A 15,822-nucleotide genomic window follows, 5' to 3' on the forward strand; every position below is an offset into this window, starting at 1 on the left:
ATCAGCTCCTGCCCGGGTGAAATTCGAGTGGTTGCCCAAGGACGCAGTGTAGTAAGGGAAGGGTCGTTCCGTAAATCACCCCTGCGTTAAGGCCGGGTTGGGCCTCCTTCAGGAGTTGCAGCGCGACCGCCGTGGATGATTTCAACGGCGCGGGCGAGGGACGAATCGATGTTGGGCAGGATATTTGCCTGGCCGACCTTGCGGTCAAATTCGAAACGCCGCATGGCTGCCATCAGGCGGGCATGAACGCCGGACAGCAAGAGGCTTGTTCCACGCATCTGGCACTTTCGGTGAAAGTCCTCCAGGGCGTGCAGTCCGGTAGCATCAATCGTCGGAACGCGACGCATCCGCAGTATGAACACGGCCGGCGGGCGCTCCAACCCGAGCAGCGCGTCCTGCAAGCGGTCCGCAACCCCGAAGAAGAACGGACCGTTGATCTCGAATACTTCCACACCCGAAGGAACGCGGCGCAGTGCAATTGCCTGTGGGTCGTCGGATGGAGCGAGCTCGTCACCCTCATCCCGAAACTCGCTTGTGAGGTCCGAGATTTCGGACACTTCGGCCATGCGCTTCATGAAGAGCATCGACGCAAGGATCATTCCGACCCCCACGGCGATCGTCAGGTCGGACAGCACGGTGAGGCCGAACGTCGTCAGGAGCACGGCGGCGTCGCTTCGCGGAGCGCGGAGAATGCGGCGGAAATGGCCGACTTCACTCATGTTCCAGGCGACCATAAGGAGTACGGCCGCCAACGTTGCCAGAGGGATGTGACTGGCCAATGGAGCAAGGAAAAGCATGACTCCCAGGAGGACGACGGCGTGTATCATGCCGGCGACCGGCGTTTTCGCACCGCTTTTGACGTTGGCGGTGGTGCGAGCGATGGCGCCCGTGGCGGGTATCCCGCCGAACGCGACCGAGCCGATGTTCGCCAGACCTTGTGCGACGAGTTCGCAACTTGCGCGATGCCGCCCGCCGGTCATTCCGTCGGCCACGACGGCGGAGAGGAGGGACTCGATCGCCGCCAGGACGGCAATGGTGGTGGCTTCGGGAATCAGCTCGCGGATCAGGGTCGGGTCCAGCGAAGGCAATCGCGGCGTGGGCAGAGTCCGCGGGATTTCACCGAACCTTGTGCCGATGGTCTCGACGGGAAGCTGAAGTATCCAGACCGCGAATGATCCCACGATCACGGTTGCGATTCCCCACGGGATTCGGGGCACGAGACGGCGGAGCAGGATCAGGAGGGCAAGCGACCCGGCACCGACGGCAGCCGTGGTCGGGTTCCACCGGGCGATGTTTTCCGCATAGGCTTGCCACTTCGCTACGAAATCAGGCGGGACGGGCCCCATGTCCAGCCCGAGGAAATCCTTGAGTTGCGAGGACGCGATGACCACGGCGATGCCGCCGGTGAAGCCGGTTGTAACGGGGTAGGGGATAAACTTGATCATGGTGCCCAGACGGGCAAAACCCATGATCATGATGATCACCCCGGCCATGACGGTTGCCGTGGCAAGTCCGGCATAGCCGTGGCGGGTTGCTACTCCGTAAACAATGACGATGAAAGCGCCCGTGGGACCGCCGATCTGAACGCGGCTCCCGCCAAGGGCGGAGATCAGAAATCCGGCGACGACCGCCGTATAGAGTCCCATGGCCGGCGGGCTCATTCCTGCCTCAGCCGCCACGTTCTCCGGAATCGACGCGATGCCGAACGCCATGGCCAGGGGAAGAGCGATCACGCCGACAGTAATCCCGGCCAACAAGTCGCGCGTGAACGTACGAACGGAGTAGCCTTCGCGAAGGCAGATCAGCAGCTTCGGGGTGAACTGCGAGAGCATAGGGACGCTCGCCGACTCCCGCGGGAAGTCAGCAGTTTCTGTTTCAGTGACGAAAACGCGGAATTCTACGGATGGAATCCGGCGATACGCAAGTCCCCGCGGGCGCGCCCACGGCGCGGTGATTGCGCCGACCAATGCTTTCCGGCATGTCTGATCCAAAAAAGGCCCGAACGTGGAGGTGTACTCCTCTCCGGAGCGTTTTGAGCAAGAGGCGGTCAAAAGAGCAAATGAATCAGGAAGTCGACTCGCCCTCGATAGATCATCTGTCGTCCGGCGTAACGCATGACCTCGCGTATTCCGGCCCGATAGGCTGGAGCGTAGCAGTGCTTCGGGCAATGCTTGCACGTCGGCTTGGGATCAAACGGGCAATGGGTTCGTTTGACGAAGGCATGTGCCAGCAGCTTGCTGCAAGCGGGGCAGAGGCGCGACGGCCGCCCGAGAAGATCTGCGACGGCGAACGATTTCAGCTGGAAATTCCGGCGTGCACGGTGCTTGTGATGCCCGTCGCAATACAGTTCCACAAAGCGGGCCAGGCGGCGAAGATCGTGGCGAAGGATCGCATCGCGCCGTGATTTCCGGGTTCGAGAGACCACCGGAAGACCCCGGCGGGGCGTTTGTAGAATGTTGAGTGAAATCATGCTGGCCGTGCTCCGCTACTTGAGCAGCTCCGCGTTCGGGGCCATACTTGATTCTCGGGCCGGTCAGGATTGTTTGCCTTGATGTAGATCAAGCCGCGCGGGGCGTACCCCGACTGGGAAGGACTTCTGTGTCTGATTCGCGCGCCGTCTTGCGGCAATGCGGGTTGTTCGGCGGGCTCAAGCCGGCTTCACTCGAGAAAGTGGCAGGTATCGCACGGGCGGTGCGGCATCGGCGGGGGACCGTGGTCTTTCGCGAAGGGGATGAGTGTCCGGGCATCTACGTCGTGGCCGAGGGGGCGGTACGCATCTACAAGATTGCGCCCAACGGTAAGGAGCACGTTTTGCACTTCGCGCGGCCCGGCTCGACCTTTGCCGAGGTGGCGGCCATCGGGGGATTTCCATGCCCGGCGTACGCCGAGGCCGTGGAGGACAGCGCGTCGGTTCTGGTGCCGCAGGTCGGATTTCGGCAAATCATGCTGGACGACCATGCATTCTGCATCGAGATGATGACCGGAATGTCGCTTTGGGTTCATCGACTTGTCGGCCTGCTGGAAGATCTGGTCCTGCGCGATGCCACAGCTCGCGTGGCCCATTATCTACTGCAGACAGACAAACCGGAGGCCGGTTCGCGCTTCACGCTTCCGATGCGCAAGCGCGACTTGGCAAGCCATCTCAATCTGACGAGCGAGACGTTGTCGAGGACACTTCGACGACTGCTTGATTGCGGTTTGATCGATCTGCGTGAGCAGGACGTTGAAATCCTCAACAATACGGCGCTGGAGGCGGTTGCGCATGGTTTGGCTCCGGCGGAATTCGCGTGACCCAGTGGTCGGGGAATAGAGGAGATTATCGTATGACCGTGGGCCGGAGATTCTTCGGTGGTGTTGTTCTCTGCGCCGCGATTGCAGCGAATGGGCTGAGTGCGGCGAATGCCGACAGTCCGTCAAGCAGCGAAAAAAAGACCGTCAATTGGCCTCAGTTTCGCGGGCCTCACGCCAGGGGTGTGGCGAAAGGATTCGCTTTACCAACGCGCTGGAACGCGTCGGAAACGAACAATGTGCGCTGGAAGGCGCCGATTCCGGGGTTGGGACACTCATCGCCGGTCATCTGGGGTGACAAGTTGTTCGTGACGACGGCGATCAGCGCCAAGGGCGACTCGCTCAAGGTGGGCCTGTACGGGGACATTTCGCCGGTTCTGGATAAGAGCGAGCACGAGTGGAAGGTCTATTGCCTGGACAAGATGAGCGGCGAGATTAAGTGGGAGCGCACGGCACACAAGGGTGTTCCAACGTTCTATCGCCATACGAAAGCGACGCAGGCGAATTGCACCCCGGCCACCGACGGTGAGCACCTCGTCGTTTTCTTCGGCTCCGAAGGATTGTTTTGCTACGATCTCGACGGGCGGCTCTTGTGGAAGAAGGATCTGGGGGAACTGGATGCCGGTTTCTACATGGTGCCCGACGCGCAGTGGGGTTTCGGCAGCTCGCCCATCATTTGGAATGACTTGGTCATCGTGCAGTGCGACGTGCAGAAGAACTCCTTCGTCGCGGCACTTGATGTTGCCACGGGGAAGGAAGTCTGGCGTACGCCGCGGGCGGATGTGCCCACGTGGGGAACACCCACCGTGTACGAGGGGCCCGAGCGAGCCGAGCTGATTGTGAACGGCTATCGGCATATCGGCGGGTACGATCCGCGGACCGGAAAGGAACTCTGGCGGTTCGCCGGTGGGGCGGATATTCCCGTGCCGACCCCGATCGTGGCGCATGATCTTATCTTCGTCACGTCGAGCCATAGCGAACCTCGGCCCCTGTATGCCCTTCGAACGGGAATCAACGGAACGGTTACCGCACCCGAATCCGGAGAATCCAACGAGTTCATCGCCTGGTGGAAGCGCGGTTACGGTACGTATATGCAGACGCCCATCGTCGTTGGCGACCTGCTGTTCACCTGCAACGACAATGGCGTGTTTGGCGTCTTCGACGTCGCAACGGGCGAGACGTTCGAGCGGAAGCGAATTGGCGGCGGGCGAACCGGGTTTACGGCGTCGGCCGTCTCCGGAGACGGCAAACTCTACTACGCGAGCGAAGACGGCGATGTGTACGTGATCAAGGCCGACCGCTCAGCCGAGGAGCTGGCCGTGAATCCCATGGGGGAGGTCTGCATGGCCACTCCGGCCATATCGGAGGGAACGCTGTTCATTCGGACACAGAAGCACGTGTTCGCGATTTCGGAATAGGTGGTCCGGGCTTCGCCGCGCCCGAACCTCCGGGAAGGGCGGAGCAATCCTTCCCGGAGCGATCGGGCTAGCGCTTTCGGCCGTTTGACGATCCCCCATTCCAATAGGGCGGGGCGGGGAATCTTCCGCGGGAGCAGCCATAGGTCTCATCACAGAAATCGGGACATGGTGGCTGGCCCGCCTGGCAACCCCGCCGGGGATGGCAGAGTTCCCCGCCGTTGCAGAACACACCGTCGTCACAGAAGTCATGCCGCGGCCAGTGCGAACAGGATTGGGTTCGCTCGTCACAGAAATCTTCCGTGCAATCCACGCGGTCGTCGCAGTCGAACACGATTCCCGCCACGCAGCCCTCATTCATGTCGCAGCGTTCCACACCGTCGCAGAACAAACCGTTATTGCAAAAGTCGTTGTCGGGCCAGTATTCACACTCCCCGGAGTCAACGTTGCAGATATCCACGGTGCAGTCCACGCCGTCATCACATTCGAAGTCGTCGATGCATCCTCCCTGCCCAAGTGCATACACCCAGACGTCATAATGGAAGGCCTGTGTGTGGGCCCCCGAAAGTGCGAAGTCGGGGTATCCGGTGACGCCGATCTCGATCATCAGGTTCCGCGACGTGGCGCCGAGGCTGATGGCCGAGTCGCGGCGGTTGCCCAACGGATTGCTCGCGGGACCCGTCCCGCAGGTTCCATCAGTCGAGTTGTTGTTGTCCCGTGTGCTGAACAGCACGCGGCCGTCGGAGAGATGGACGCTCAGCAGGCTTTCCCCGACCAGACCCTCAATGTCGACGTCGACAACGGTGAACTCGCTGTCAAACGGGAGATTGAGTTCCAGCCAGTCGGCATCGCCCGGGACAATGTCGCCGCTGGCGATGAGCAGGCAGCCGTCCCCCGAATGCTGCACGACGGCGCCCGGCGGTGACGGCGGAAACTCCGGCGGTTCGTTCATTTGCGCGAACGCGACGCCGGTGGTCCCGAAAAATGACAGCAGGATGCAGACAGTGAGCGGGCGATGCATGGCTTCTTTCCCCCCTGACCCGGCTCGTGGGCAAGCTGGTCGCTCGCCGATAGATGTGTGGAATCCGACACGATCGCCGCTCGTGGCGGGAGCCTCAAGTCCGTCACCGGCCGCGCGTCCGGCGATGGATGAGAAGGGGGGATCGGCGGGCTCCCGAGCATCGAAAGCGTCCCAATGTGGAGGCTACGATTCAGCAGGTGTGAAAGCAAACGGATCGCGAAGCTGCCATCCGGCCAGAATTCCAGTAACCAATGACCCGATAATAGCTCCGCCTGTCCCGCGATCGCCTTGCTATCGCAGCACCCTTCCAGTCGTCACGGATAGAACTTTCCCATCATTCTCGGGAAGGGTATTGTCTCCCGAATGTGCTTGAGTCCGCAGATCCAGGCGACGGTGCGCTCCACGCCCAGGCCGAAGCCGCCGTGCGGGACGGACCCGTAACGACGCAGATCGAGATACCACTCGTAATCCTCCAGCGGCAGGTGTTCCTCCTGCATGCGCGTCACCAGGCGATCGAGATCCTCCTCTCGGGCCGATCCGCCGATAATTTCCCCGAAACCCTGTGGAGCGAGCAGGTCAAAATTTTCCACGATGCGCCCATCCTTCCGGTCCTGGCGCATGTAGAACGCCTTGCAGTCGCGGGGGTAGTGCGTAACGAACGTCGGCCGATCGTGCAGGCGCGAGATGATCGTCTCGTCGCTTCCGCCGAGGTCCGAGCCCCATTCGAAGTTCGCCGCCAGCTCCATGTGCCGGGGAATGTTCGTGATCTGCTCTTGAAGTTCGGCACGCTCCTCCCGGGCCTCGATGGCTTCGGCGGCGGCCTTGTCTTTTTTCCACTGCTTCTCGCCGCTCTTGGCCACCGCTTCGAGCTCCTGGATGGTGACGTCCAGGGCCTCCAGCCGTGCCGTCCTTTCCGCCAGGTCCTTTTCGAGCAGTTCCTTGGCTTTGGGCCCGCGGAGCAGGTCGGCGGCTTCGGAATAGGTCAGGCGACAGAAGGGCTTCCTGATGGCCTCGAGCTCCTCGATGTTGCGCCCCAGTTCAATCAGCCCCTCGCGATGTTCGCGCAGCACGCGTTCCACCAGGGAACAAACGAAGTCCTCGGCCACGGCAATCACGTCGTTGAGCGAGGCGTAGGCGATTTCAGGTTCAACCATCCAGAACTCGGTCAAGTGTCGGCGCGTCTTGCTCTTCTCGGCGCGAAACGTCGGGCCGAAGCAGTAGACCTTCCCATGCGCCATGCACGCGGATTCGAGATAGAGCTGCCCGGTTTGAGCGAGGTAGACGGGCTCACCGAAGTAGTCGACTTTGAAGAGTGTCTGGGCGCCCTCGCCCGCGGCCGGGGCGAAAATCGGTGTGTCGATCAGAACATAGCCGTTGCGATTGAAGAAACCCCTTATCTCATCAATGATCGTGGCACGAATGCGCATGATGTGCCACTGCCGCAGCGATCGGAACCAAAGGTGGCGGTGCTTCATCAAGAATTCGATGCCGTGCGGTTTGGGCGTGATGGGGTATTCGCGGGTTTCGTGGATGACCTCGAGATTGCTGAGCTTGAGTTCGTAGCCGCCCGTCGCCCGCTCGTCCCTGGCTACGGCCCCGCGAACGCGAACCGCGGACTCCTGCCCAAGGTGCCGGGCGGTATCAAATACCTCCGGGCGGTCCTCGGACTTCTCCAGCACGCACTGGCACAGGCCTGTGCCGTCACGGAGAATCACGAAGGCGATCTTTCCGCTTGATCGGATGTTGTAGAGCCAGCCGCCGAGCGTTACTTCCTCACCGACGTGGTCGGCGAGCCTGCTGATCGTGGTGGTTTTTGTTTCCATGGGGGCAAGTGTACGAATCCGGAAGGCGACCTTCAATGAGCGTCGAGACGCGGACCCCGTTGAACCGGGCCGATTCGGGTGGGTGGTCCCTCATTGTGCCCAATGGGACTCGGACTACCGGCCGGAAAGCTTCACGTTCTGCTCCGGTTGGCCTTGCCCCCGGAGTATGGCCAGCGCGGCGCGAAGCTGGTTGTCGGCCTCGGGCGAAGTTTCCGGCAGACTGGCGGTGATGACCGCCAGATTCTCCAAAGATGCCCCTTCTGAGGGTTCCTCTCCTCGCTTCCCGTCGGCGACAGGCAATTCGGCCGGAACTTCGACGTCGGGATGGATGCCCCAATCGGTCGTCTCCGGCGAAATGCCGCGATGGATGATCCTGCCGCCGGGCAGCCGGTAGTAGGCGTAGGTCAGCTTGATCGCTGCTGGCAAGCTTTCCAGATGGATAAGCCGCTGCACACACCCCTTCCCGAAGCTTCGTTCTCCCACGAGAACCGCCCGGCCATGGTCCTGGAGAGCCCCCGCGAGGACCTCGGCCGCGCTGGCCGTGGCGCCATTGATCAGCACGACGACGCTCCAGCCGAGCGCGGGTGTTTCTGTGCCGGCAGTGAAGTTCCGGATGACCTGATTTCGAGTCACGGTGGAGACGATCAGCCCCCCGTCGAGGAAGAGATCGGCGACGCCAACCGCCTGTTCGATCAGTCCACCGGGATTGAAGCGCAGATCGAGTACAAGGGACCTCACGCCCGCCTCGTCGATGATGCGCAGGGCTCGTGTAGCTTGGGCTGTCGTGTCCTCGTTGAACCGGCTGATGCGAAGGTAGGCAGCGGGAGGTTCTCCGTCGAGAAGAAAGTCATCGATGCTGTCAGCCCCAGCTCTTACGCCGCGTACGCTGAGGTTTTCGACGTCGGCGCGAACAACGTGAACCGTTACGGGATCGTGGACGTGGTTGCGTTTTACGAGCAATTCGATGGACGTGCCGGGATCTCCGAGCAGCAACTCCTCGGTATCGAAAACGGACAGGCCGGCCGTGTCGCCCCCGTCGATGCGGAGGATCGTGTCGCCGGGTCGAAGCCCGGCGCGGGCGGCGGGGCCGTTCTCATGCGGAGCGATAACGACAAGCGAACCATCTCTCGCCCCAATTTCAGCCCCGATGCCCACGAAATGGCTGCGGTTGCGACGCTCGAAAGCCTGCAGTTCGGCAGGGGATAAATACCCGCTGTAAGGGTCCAATTGGAGCATCATCCCGCGGATGGCGCCGTCAACCAGACGGGGCTCGGCGATCGGCTCGATGAAGTGCTGCCGGGCCAGAGCGTCAACCTCCACCAGGGCACGGTAGGTCTTCCAGACCACGTCCTGGCGGGCGATCTTCGGTGGCAAATGCAACAGCATGGCCACGACGAGAACAAGCACGAGCATGCGGATAATTCTGTAACTCGTGTACGTCATGCGTCCGTGCTTGGCCCTGCGGTCTGCATTGATCCGTATTCGCTCGTCGTGCCGACTTATTCCCCGCCCCATGGACGGGGACGTTCGAGCTCACATGCTGCGCCACTCTTTGTTTATCGGAGTTCCGCGGGCGGCCCCGAAGGAAGGCCCAACGATTGGACGCTGTGAATTGGACGCCTGCGGCAGGGACCGATAGGATCGTCTGTCGGGCCGGTTCTTCGTGGCACTGCGATCACAAGCGGGCGCAGCCGCCTTGCCCGGGGACAATCGATCGTTGACCGTTAGGAGCCGGGATGGGACGTACCGCCTTGCGAAAAAAATGGTACCAGGAAGGCTTGAAGTTCTCATGCACGCAGTGCGGGAACTGTTGTAGCGGCGAGCCGGGGTATGTTTGGGTCACGCGCGATGAGATTGCCCGGATCGCGGCGTTCCTGGGTCGTCCGGACGGTACGCTGGATCGCTCACAGCTTCGACGGGTGGGGCTTCGCTACAGCCTGACCGAGCGCCCGGACGGCGACTGCATCTTTCTGCGGCGCGAGGACGGCAAGTCCATGTGCTCCATCTACCCGGTCCGGCCCGTCCAATGTCGCACCTGGCCTTTCTGGAACCAGAATCTGCGAAACCCCAGCGACTGGCAGGCGGCCGGCGAGAAGTGCCCTGGCATGAACCGTGGCCGGGAATACACTTTCGTACAAATCGAATCGATCCGCCGCGGCAAGCTGCCGTCCTCGTGAAAGAGGGCCATGGAGCGAGCCGCCGTTTGAAGACCCGGGCGGTTGACGAGGATGATCGGTTGGCTAGGATGCGTGGCGTGGAATGCCCCGGCCGTCCACCGGATCAGCGGAGGCAGGGGTCGCAACGGAAGGACGATGCGCATGGTTCGTGGGAACAGGTGGTTGGCAGCGGTTTGCGTGGCTACATTCGCTGGGATGATGGCGATGGGATGTGCCAGCCGCGACAAGATGCAGGCGCCTTGGTACTACCCGCACGCCCGGATGAGCACATACACGGAAACACCCGAAGAGCATAGCTTCCGCGTCTACAGGGTCCTCCAGGCAGACAAGAAGGGCCTTGCGGAGGACATCGATCTCCTTTTCCAGACGGAGCGACCGACCCGTCTGAATCGCTGGCACGATCGATAGACCTTGCCGCACCTGATTCCGCCGCGTTTCCGAAGGCGCTGGCCTGAAGAATTGCACTTCCATACCGCATTCCGCAGCGGGTGACGCTGCGGTTGCTGGTTGATTCCCGGCCCGGCTCGGATCATCATGCCCCCTTGGCATTCTCGTTGTCGGGCATTCTTTGAAGGAGCGCTTCGTGGCTTCGAAGATCTCGTCGCATAGGATGGGGCTCGTCTGCGCCGCGCTGACCGGTGCAGTACTCTTTGGATGGGGCTGCGCCACTTCTGGTGAGCAGCGCTTTCAGCACCACGTCGACTATCTGGCGAGCGACAAGCTGGAAGGTCGGGGAATCGGTTCCCATGGCATCGAACTCGCCGCGGATTACATCGCCGATCATTTTCGTCGATATGGCCTTCGGCCCGCCGGGGATGACGGGTCCTACTTCCAGTCGTTCACGATGCCGACCGACCGGGCCATCCAGACGGAGACGAGGCTCGCTTTCTCGCCCTCGATCGACGGTTTGAATCTTCGAGAAGACTACCTTCCGTTCTCGTTTTCATCGGACGAGGAATTCTCCGGGCCGGTGGTCTTCTGCGGCTATGGAATTGTCGATCCGGACCGCGGCGTGGACGACTTCGTTCATCTCGATCTCTCCGGCAAAGTCGCTCTGATGTTGCGCGGTGAGCCGGCTTCGTGGGCGGACGAGAATGGCAATCCCACGCGGCACGCGATGTTTCGCAACAAGGTCTACAACGCCAAGGACCGCGGCGCGACAGCTGTTCTCCTCGTGAGCGCCGCGCCGGCCGAGGGAGAAACGGACGACCTCGTCCCATTCGAAAAGGAATTGGCAGATTCGTACGGGATACCGGCGTTTCACATCAAGCGCTCGGTCGCGGATGCCGTGCTAAAAGAAGGCGGATTGCCATCGCTCGACGAGCTCCAGGCGCAACTGGACGGGGGGACATTCGCATCGGCCACGCTTCGCGGCGTTCGTGCCGACGGGCAGGCCGTCTTCAAGACGGTCGAGGTGCCGACACACAACGTCGTCGGCATGCTTCCCGGAACGGGACCCCACGCGGACGAGATCGTCGTCGTCGGGGCACACTACGACCACCTGGGCATCCGCCGGCCGATGAAGCGCGTCTTCCGGGAAGGAAAGCTGGTAACGGCTTCCCTTGCTCCGCAGATTCACAATGGCGCGGATGATAACGCCTCCGGAGTCGCCGGGTTGTTGGAGATCGCGCGGATGTTCCAACGGAGTGGGGCACCGGACCGCTCTGTACTCTTCATCGCGTTCACGGCCGAAGAGACGGGCCTCCAGGGAAGCACGCATTTCATCAATCACCTGGGATTCCCACCCGACCGCATCGTCGCCATGCTCAACATGGACATGATCGGCCGGATGCCGGAAGGAACGTCCAAGGTCACCGTCTTCGGCACGAAGACGGGAAAGTGCTTCATGGAGATCCTCGAGCCCGAGGCAGAGAAGCTCGCCTTGGAAATCGGGGCGACGCCGGATGCCGGAGGGAACAGCGATCATGCCGTTTTCGTTCGGAAGGAGATCCCCTCGCTTCATTTTTTCACGGGCCATCATGCGCAATACCACGCGCCGGAGGACGACGCCGATCTCATCAATGCAGCCGGCGGCGAAAAAGTTGCTCGACTGGTGTATGCCGTGGCGCGCGATCTTGCGGATCGTCCCGACCGTCCCGAGTACGAACTCGTCAAGGCCAAGGGGGAAAGCCAGGTGGCCGGGACGCCGAGTTTCCGCGTGGTCATGGGACTCACGCCGGGGTATGTGGACGATGGCAACCCGGGTATGAAGGTCGAGGCGGTGAACCCGGAAGGACCGGCGGATCTGGCGGGCATGAAAGCCGGAGATCGCATCATTCGCATCGGCGAGAAGCCCGTGGCAAACATATATGACTACATGGCCGCGACCCGGGACAACAAGCCCGGCGACGCCGTGTCGGTCGTGGTTCTGCGCAGCGGAGAAGAAACGGCATTGTCAGTGACGCTGGCCGCGGCCAGGTAGGCTGAGTGCGGGCTCGATGCGGGTCCTTTCTGAAGCGTGATGACACAATCGTGAGTACCACGAGCATCGGCAGGATCGGGGAGTCGCTCACGATCGATTTTCGCGTTCGCTACGGCGAGTGCGACTCGATGGGCTATCTCTACCACGGCCGGTACTGGGAGTATTTCGAGGAAGCCCGGACGGAATTGCTCCGCCGGCTCGGGGTGCGCTATCGGGACCTTGAGCGCGAGGGCGTGTTCTTCGTCGTATACAAGGCTCAGATCAAGTATCTGGCCCCCATCCGATATGACGACATCGCCAGCGTACTGGTCCGCGTGTCCCGGATCACCCGGACGCGCGTGGATCACGATTACGAGGTTTACGTGGATGGTCGCCGGACGACCGAAGCCTCGTCGACCCTCGCGTGCGTGGGGCGTGACGGCCGGCCGATTACCATGCCGGAGGTGCTTTGGGTAAGCACCTGAAGAGTCCCCACGCCGGCCAGCCCCTGTCCCGAATCCGCTTCCCGCCTCGAAGGGTTCGGCCTTTTCCAGTTGCCGCAAAGATGCTAAAATAGGGCTGTTTGGGTCATTCCACCTTCGTTCAGTTTCGTCCGGCGAGCGGCGTGGTGCGGCGCGGGGTGAATGATTTGTCAGCCTTCCGGACGGGGCGCGGCGGAGCAGGTAAGCGTGTCCGACTACGGCCTTTCCCCCAGCGGATTCGGTTTGGAGCATCATGGCCTGACCGATCTCGGCGACCTGTACTGGAATCTTCCTCCGGCTGAACTCTACGAGCATGCGATTCGGCAAGGCGAAGGGGCGCTCTCCGAGAACGGAGCGCTGGTCTGTCGGACGGGCAAGCACACCGGCCGGGCCCCCACGGACAAATTCCTGGTGGAGGAGAAATCTTCCCGGCATGACATCTGGTGGGGAAAGATCAACAAGCCGATTTCTGAGGCACACTTCAAGGCCCTTCATCAGCGGGTCATGCGCCACTGCCGGGGGCGAAAGCTCTACGTGCGGGACATGTTCGCCGGCGCCGACGAGGGGACCCGTGTGCCTATCCGCGTGGTGACCGAGACGGCGTGGCACAACCTCTTTGCCTCGCAGTTGTTCATCCGACCCGTGCCCGGGTCCACCCGCCGGCATGAGCCGGAGTTCACGGTAATCAACGTACCTTCCTGTCAGGCCGTCCCTGATGAGGATGGCACGAATTCCAGCACATTCGTCGTGGTCCATCTCGAGAAGAAGCTCGTCCTGATCGGCGGGACCGCGTACGCGGGAGAGATCAAGAAGAGTATCTTCACGATCATGAATTACGTTCTGCCGAGGGCGGGCGTGCTCAGCATGCATTGTTCGGCCAATGTCGGCCGTGGCGGAGACGTGGCGCTGTTCTTCGGGCTTTCCGGAACCGGCAAGACCACGCTCTCGGCCGATCCCCATCGCCGTCTCGTTGGCGACGATGAACACGGTTGGAATGACCACGGGGTGTTCAATATCGAGGGCGGATGTTACGCCAAGTGCATCAAGCTCTCGCGCAAGCATGAACCGCAGATTTTCAGCGCGGTGCGATTCGGGACGGTGCTGGAAAACGTCGTCGTCGATCGCGACACGCGCGACATCGATTTCAACTCGGCCGAGTTTACCGAAAACACCCGCGCCGCGTATCCGCTGGATTTCATTGACAACGCGGTTATTCCCAGCACGGCCGGACACCCGCGCAACGTCGTCTTTCTGACCTGCGATGCATTCGGGGTCCTCCCGCCGATCGCCCGCCTGACGCCTGATCAGGCGATGTATCACTTCCTCGCGGGGTACACCGCCAAGGTGGCCGGGACTGAAGCCGGAATCACGGAGCCCAAGGCCACGTTTAGCGCCTGTTTCGGGTCGCCCTTTCTGCCTCTGGCGCCGGAGCGGTATGCGGTCATGCTGGGGGAGCGCCTCGCGCAACACGGTGTGCAGTGCTGGCTCGTCAATACGGGCTGGACGGGTGGCGGCCACGGTGTCGGGGAGCGAATCGACCTGCGGCATACCCGGGCGATGGTCAAGGCTGCCTTGGGCGGGAAGCTGGATGATGTTGCCTACCGGACCGATCCGGTCTTTCACGTCGCCGTTCCGCAGTCCTGTCCCGACGTGCCCGAGGAGCTGCTCACGCCGCGGAAAACCTGGAAAGACGGTTCCGCGTACGATGCTGCCGCGCGCCGACTGAGCGCCCTCTTTGCCGAAAATGTCAAGGGCTTTGAGATGGTTGCCCCCGAGGTCGAGGCCGCGGCTCCAAAAGCCTGAACCTGACGCGGGTTCAAACTCCGTTTCAATAAGAGGATCCGCCAAGGCCTGTGTGATCCGCAATCACCCGGGCCGTCGGGCACGGCAATTGCCTGCCAATTTAAGCGCGGCTACGATGCCCGTAGTCTCCCCGGTCTGGTGTGCCGGGCTGTCCGTGGTTCGGCGGATCGGCCGGTGTCCTGCGCTATCGCCTCGACGATCCGTCCCCCTCGCAAGGTAGATCGATCATGATCATCGGCATCCCCAAGGAAACCAAAACGCATGAGTACCGTGTCAGCCTGACTCCGACGGGAGCGGACGAGCTGATCCGTCGAGGGCATAGTGTGCTGGTGGAGAATCATGCGGGCTTCGGATCCGGCTTCACCAACGACGACTATCTCGCGGTAGGAGCCACGATCCTGGACACGCCTGAAGACGTCTTTCGCAAGGCGGAAATGATCATCAAGGTCAAGGAGCCGCTGGCGCCGGAGCGGGCGATGATGCGCGAGGGCCAGGTGATGTTCACCTATTTTCATTTTGCCGCCGATCGGGAACTGACCGAGGGCGTCATGAAAACCAAGTCCATCGCCATCGCATACGAGACCATAGTCGATCATGAAGGGCACTTGCCCCTCCTCACCCCCATGAGCGAAGTGGCCGGGAAGATGAGCATCCAGGAGGGGGCGAAGTATCTCGAGAAGCCGATGATGGGGCGGGGAATTCTCCTCGGCGGTGTTCCCGGTGTGCATCCCGCCGAGGTGCTGATCATCGGCGGTGGTGTCGTGGGCACCAACGCCGCGAAGATCGCCGCCGGCCTCGGCGCAAATGTGACGATCATGGACGTCAATCTTGATCGTCTTCGCTACCTTGACGATGTCATGCCCGCCAACGTTCACACCGTCTACAGCACGCGGCTTGAACTCCAGAAGTACCTCGCCCAGTCCGATCTGGTCATCGGCGCGGTATTGCTGGTCGGCGCCCGCTGTCCGATCCTGGTAACGCGGGAAATGCTCTCCCTCATGCAGCCTGGTGCGGTGGTGGTCGACGTCGGCGTCGACCAGGGGGGCTGTTTCGAGACCATCCGCCCGACGACGCACGATAATCCCACGTACATTGTCGACAATGTCGTGCACTATGGCGTGGCCAATATGCCGGGCGCGGTGGGACGTACTTCTACCTTCGCCCTTACCAATGCCACATTGCCTTACGCCATGAAGCTGGCCGGACTGGGCTACAAGGAGGCCTGCCGGCAGGATCCGGGGTTGGCCGCGGGAATCAACATGGAGCTCGGTCGAGTGACCAACAAGCCCGTTGCCGACGCTTTTGGACTGGATTACACACCGTCATCGGTTGCCCGCTGACGACCTTTCCGTTTAGATATCGGGTTTGGCTCGGCGGTTCCGCGTCGATTGCGTCATGCTGGAACCGGCCGA

At 61.8% G+C, this 15,822-nt stretch carries 13 protein-coding genes; 8 read left to right on the top strand and 5 right to left on the bottom strand.

The features are described from left to right. Positions 1-86: 86 nt before the first annotated feature. Together sulP and J5J06_16710 are read right to left on the bottom strand one after the other, a co-directional pair. Entirely contained in the window at positions 87-1,832 is a 1,746-nt protein-coding gene (sulP, locus tag J5J06_16705) for a sulfate permease (GenBank protein MCO6438736.1), read from the bottom strand. 215 nt (positions 1,833-2,047) lie between these two features. Continuing rightward, on the bottom strand, positions 2,048-2,470 hold the full coding sequence (locus J5J06_16710) for a nitrous oxide-stimulated promoter family protein (GenBank protein ID MCO6438737.1): 423 nt from the start codon (positions 2,468-2,470) through the stop codon (positions 2,048-2,050). 128 nt (positions 2,471-2,598) lie between these two features. Here J5J06_16710 and J5J06_16715 point away from each other — a divergent pair, with 128 nt between their 5' ends. Both J5J06_16715 and J5J06_16720 read left to right on the top strand, forming a co-directional pair. Then, a complete protein-coding gene (locus J5J06_16715; GenBank protein MCO6438738.1) occupies positions 2,599-3,291 on the top strand; it encodes a Crp/Fnr family transcriptional regulator in 693 nt (230 codons plus the stop codon). Positions 3,292-3,323: 32 nt separating this feature from the next. Further along, a complete protein-coding gene (locus J5J06_16720; GenBank protein ID MCO6438739.1) occupies positions 3,324-4,706 on the top strand; it encodes a PQQ-binding-like beta-propeller repeat protein in 1,383 nt (460 codons plus the stop codon). 67 nt (positions 4,707-4,773) lie between these two features. Here the strand turns inward: J5J06_16720 and J5J06_16725 are convergent, their stop codons facing one another. From J5J06_16725 to J5J06_16735, 3 genes are all read right to left on the bottom strand, one after another. Beyond that, the gene (locus tag J5J06_16725) at positions 4,774-5,724 is read right to left on the bottom strand and encodes a hypothetical protein (protein ID MCO6438740.1); all 951 of its coding nucleotides are present in this window, start codon (positions 5,722-5,724) and stop codon (positions 4,774-4,776) included. A gap of 314 nt (positions 5,725-6,038) precedes the next feature. Continuing rightward, the gene (locus J5J06_16730; protein MCO6438741.1) at positions 6,039-7,547 is read right to left on the bottom strand and encodes an asparagine--tRNA ligase; all 1,509 of its coding nucleotides are present in this window, start codon (positions 7,545-7,547) and stop codon (positions 6,039-6,041) included. A gap of 114 nt (positions 7,548-7,661) precedes the next feature. After that, the gene (locus J5J06_16735; protein ID MCO6438742.1) at positions 7,662-8,990 is read right to left on the bottom strand and encodes a S41 family peptidase; all 1,329 of its coding nucleotides are present in this window, start codon (positions 8,988-8,990) and stop codon (positions 7,662-7,664) included. Positions 8,991-9,283: 293 nt separating this feature from the next. On the opposite strand from J5J06_16735, the gene J5J06_16740 reads away from it, so the two are divergent. From J5J06_16740 to ald, 6 genes are all read left to right on the top strand, one after another. Next, positions 9,284-9,724 carry a YkgJ family cysteine cluster protein gene (locus J5J06_16740; GenBank protein ID MCO6438743.1) on the top strand — a complete coding sequence of 147 codons (441 nt, stop codon included), beginning with the start codon at positions 9,284-9,286 and terminating at the stop codon, positions 9,722-9,724. Between the two features lie 141 nt (positions 9,725-9,865). After that, positions 9,866-10,132: a hypothetical protein gene (locus tag J5J06_16745; protein ID MCO6438744.1), complete on the top strand. Its 267-nt coding sequence runs from the start codon at positions 9,866-9,868 to the stop codon at positions 10,130-10,132. Between the two features lie 175 nt (positions 10,133-10,307). Beyond that, positions 10,308-12,146, top strand: a complete 1,839-nt coding sequence (locus tag J5J06_16750) for a M20/M25/M40 family metallo-hydrolase (GenBank protein MCO6438745.1) — start codon at positions 10,308-10,310, stop codon at positions 12,144-12,146. Between the two features lie 50 nt (positions 12,147-12,196). Next, entirely contained in the window at positions 12,197-12,610 is a 414-nt protein-coding gene (locus J5J06_16755) for an acyl-CoA thioesterase (protein ID MCO6438746.1), read from the top strand. Between the two features lie 159 nt (positions 12,611-12,769). Then, positions 12,770-14,410, top strand: coding sequence for a phosphoenolpyruvate carboxykinase (ATP) (gene pckA, locus J5J06_16760; GenBank protein ID MCO6438747.1), 1,641 nt, complete (start codon positions 12,770-12,772; stop codon positions 14,408-14,410). A gap of 227 nt (positions 14,411-14,637) precedes the next feature. Then, a complete protein-coding gene (ald, locus tag J5J06_16765) occupies positions 14,638-15,750 on the top strand; it encodes an alanine dehydrogenase (GenBank protein MCO6438748.1) in 1,113 nt (370 codons plus the stop codon). Positions 15,751-15,822 lie beyond the last annotated feature (72 nt).

It is taken from the genome of Phycisphaerae bacterium (assembly GCA_024102815.1).
Classification (GTDB): domain Bacteria; phylum Planctomycetota; class Phycisphaerae; order UBA1845; family UBA1845; genus JAGFJJ01.

Excerpts from the sequence above, each read along its gene's own strand:
- sulP (MCO6438736.1), bottom strand. The coding sequence starts at position 1,832 with ATGCTCTCGCAGTTCACCCCGAAGCTGCTGATCTGCCTTCGCGAAGGC.
- J5J06_16710 (MCO6438737.1), bottom strand. The coding sequence starts at position 2,470 with ATGATTTCACTCAACATTCTACAAACGCCCCGCCGGGGTCTTCCGGTG.
- J5J06_16720 (MCO6438739.1), top strand. The coding sequence starts at position 3,324 with ATGACCGTGGGCCGGAGATTCTTCGGTGGTGTTGTTCTCTGCGCCGCG.
- J5J06_16725 (MCO6438740.1), bottom strand. The coding sequence starts at position 5,724 with ATGCATCGCCCGCTCACTGTCTGCATCCTGCTGTCATTTTTCGGGACC.
- J5J06_16730 (MCO6438741.1), bottom strand. The coding sequence starts at position 7,547 with ATGGAAACAAAAACCACCACGATCAGCAGGCTCGCCGACCACGTCGGT.
- J5J06_16735 (MCO6438742.1), bottom strand. The coding sequence starts at position 8,990 with ATGACGTACACGAGTTACAGAATTATCCGCATGCTCGTGCTTGTTCTC.
- J5J06_16740 (MCO6438743.1), top strand. The coding sequence starts at position 9,284 with ATGGGACGTACCGCCTTGCGAAAAAAATGGTACCAGGAAGGCTTGAAG.
- J5J06_16745 (MCO6438744.1), top strand. The coding sequence starts at position 9,866 with ATGGTTCGTGGGAACAGGTGGTTGGCAGCGGTTTGCGTGGCTACATTC.
- pckA (MCO6438747.1), top strand. The coding sequence starts at position 12,770 with ATGATTTGTCAGCCTTCCGGACGGGGCGCGGCGGAGCAGGTAAGCGTG.
- ald (MCO6438748.1), top strand. The coding sequence starts at position 14,638 with ATGATCATCGGCATCCCCAAGGAAACCAAAACGCATGAGTACCGTGTC.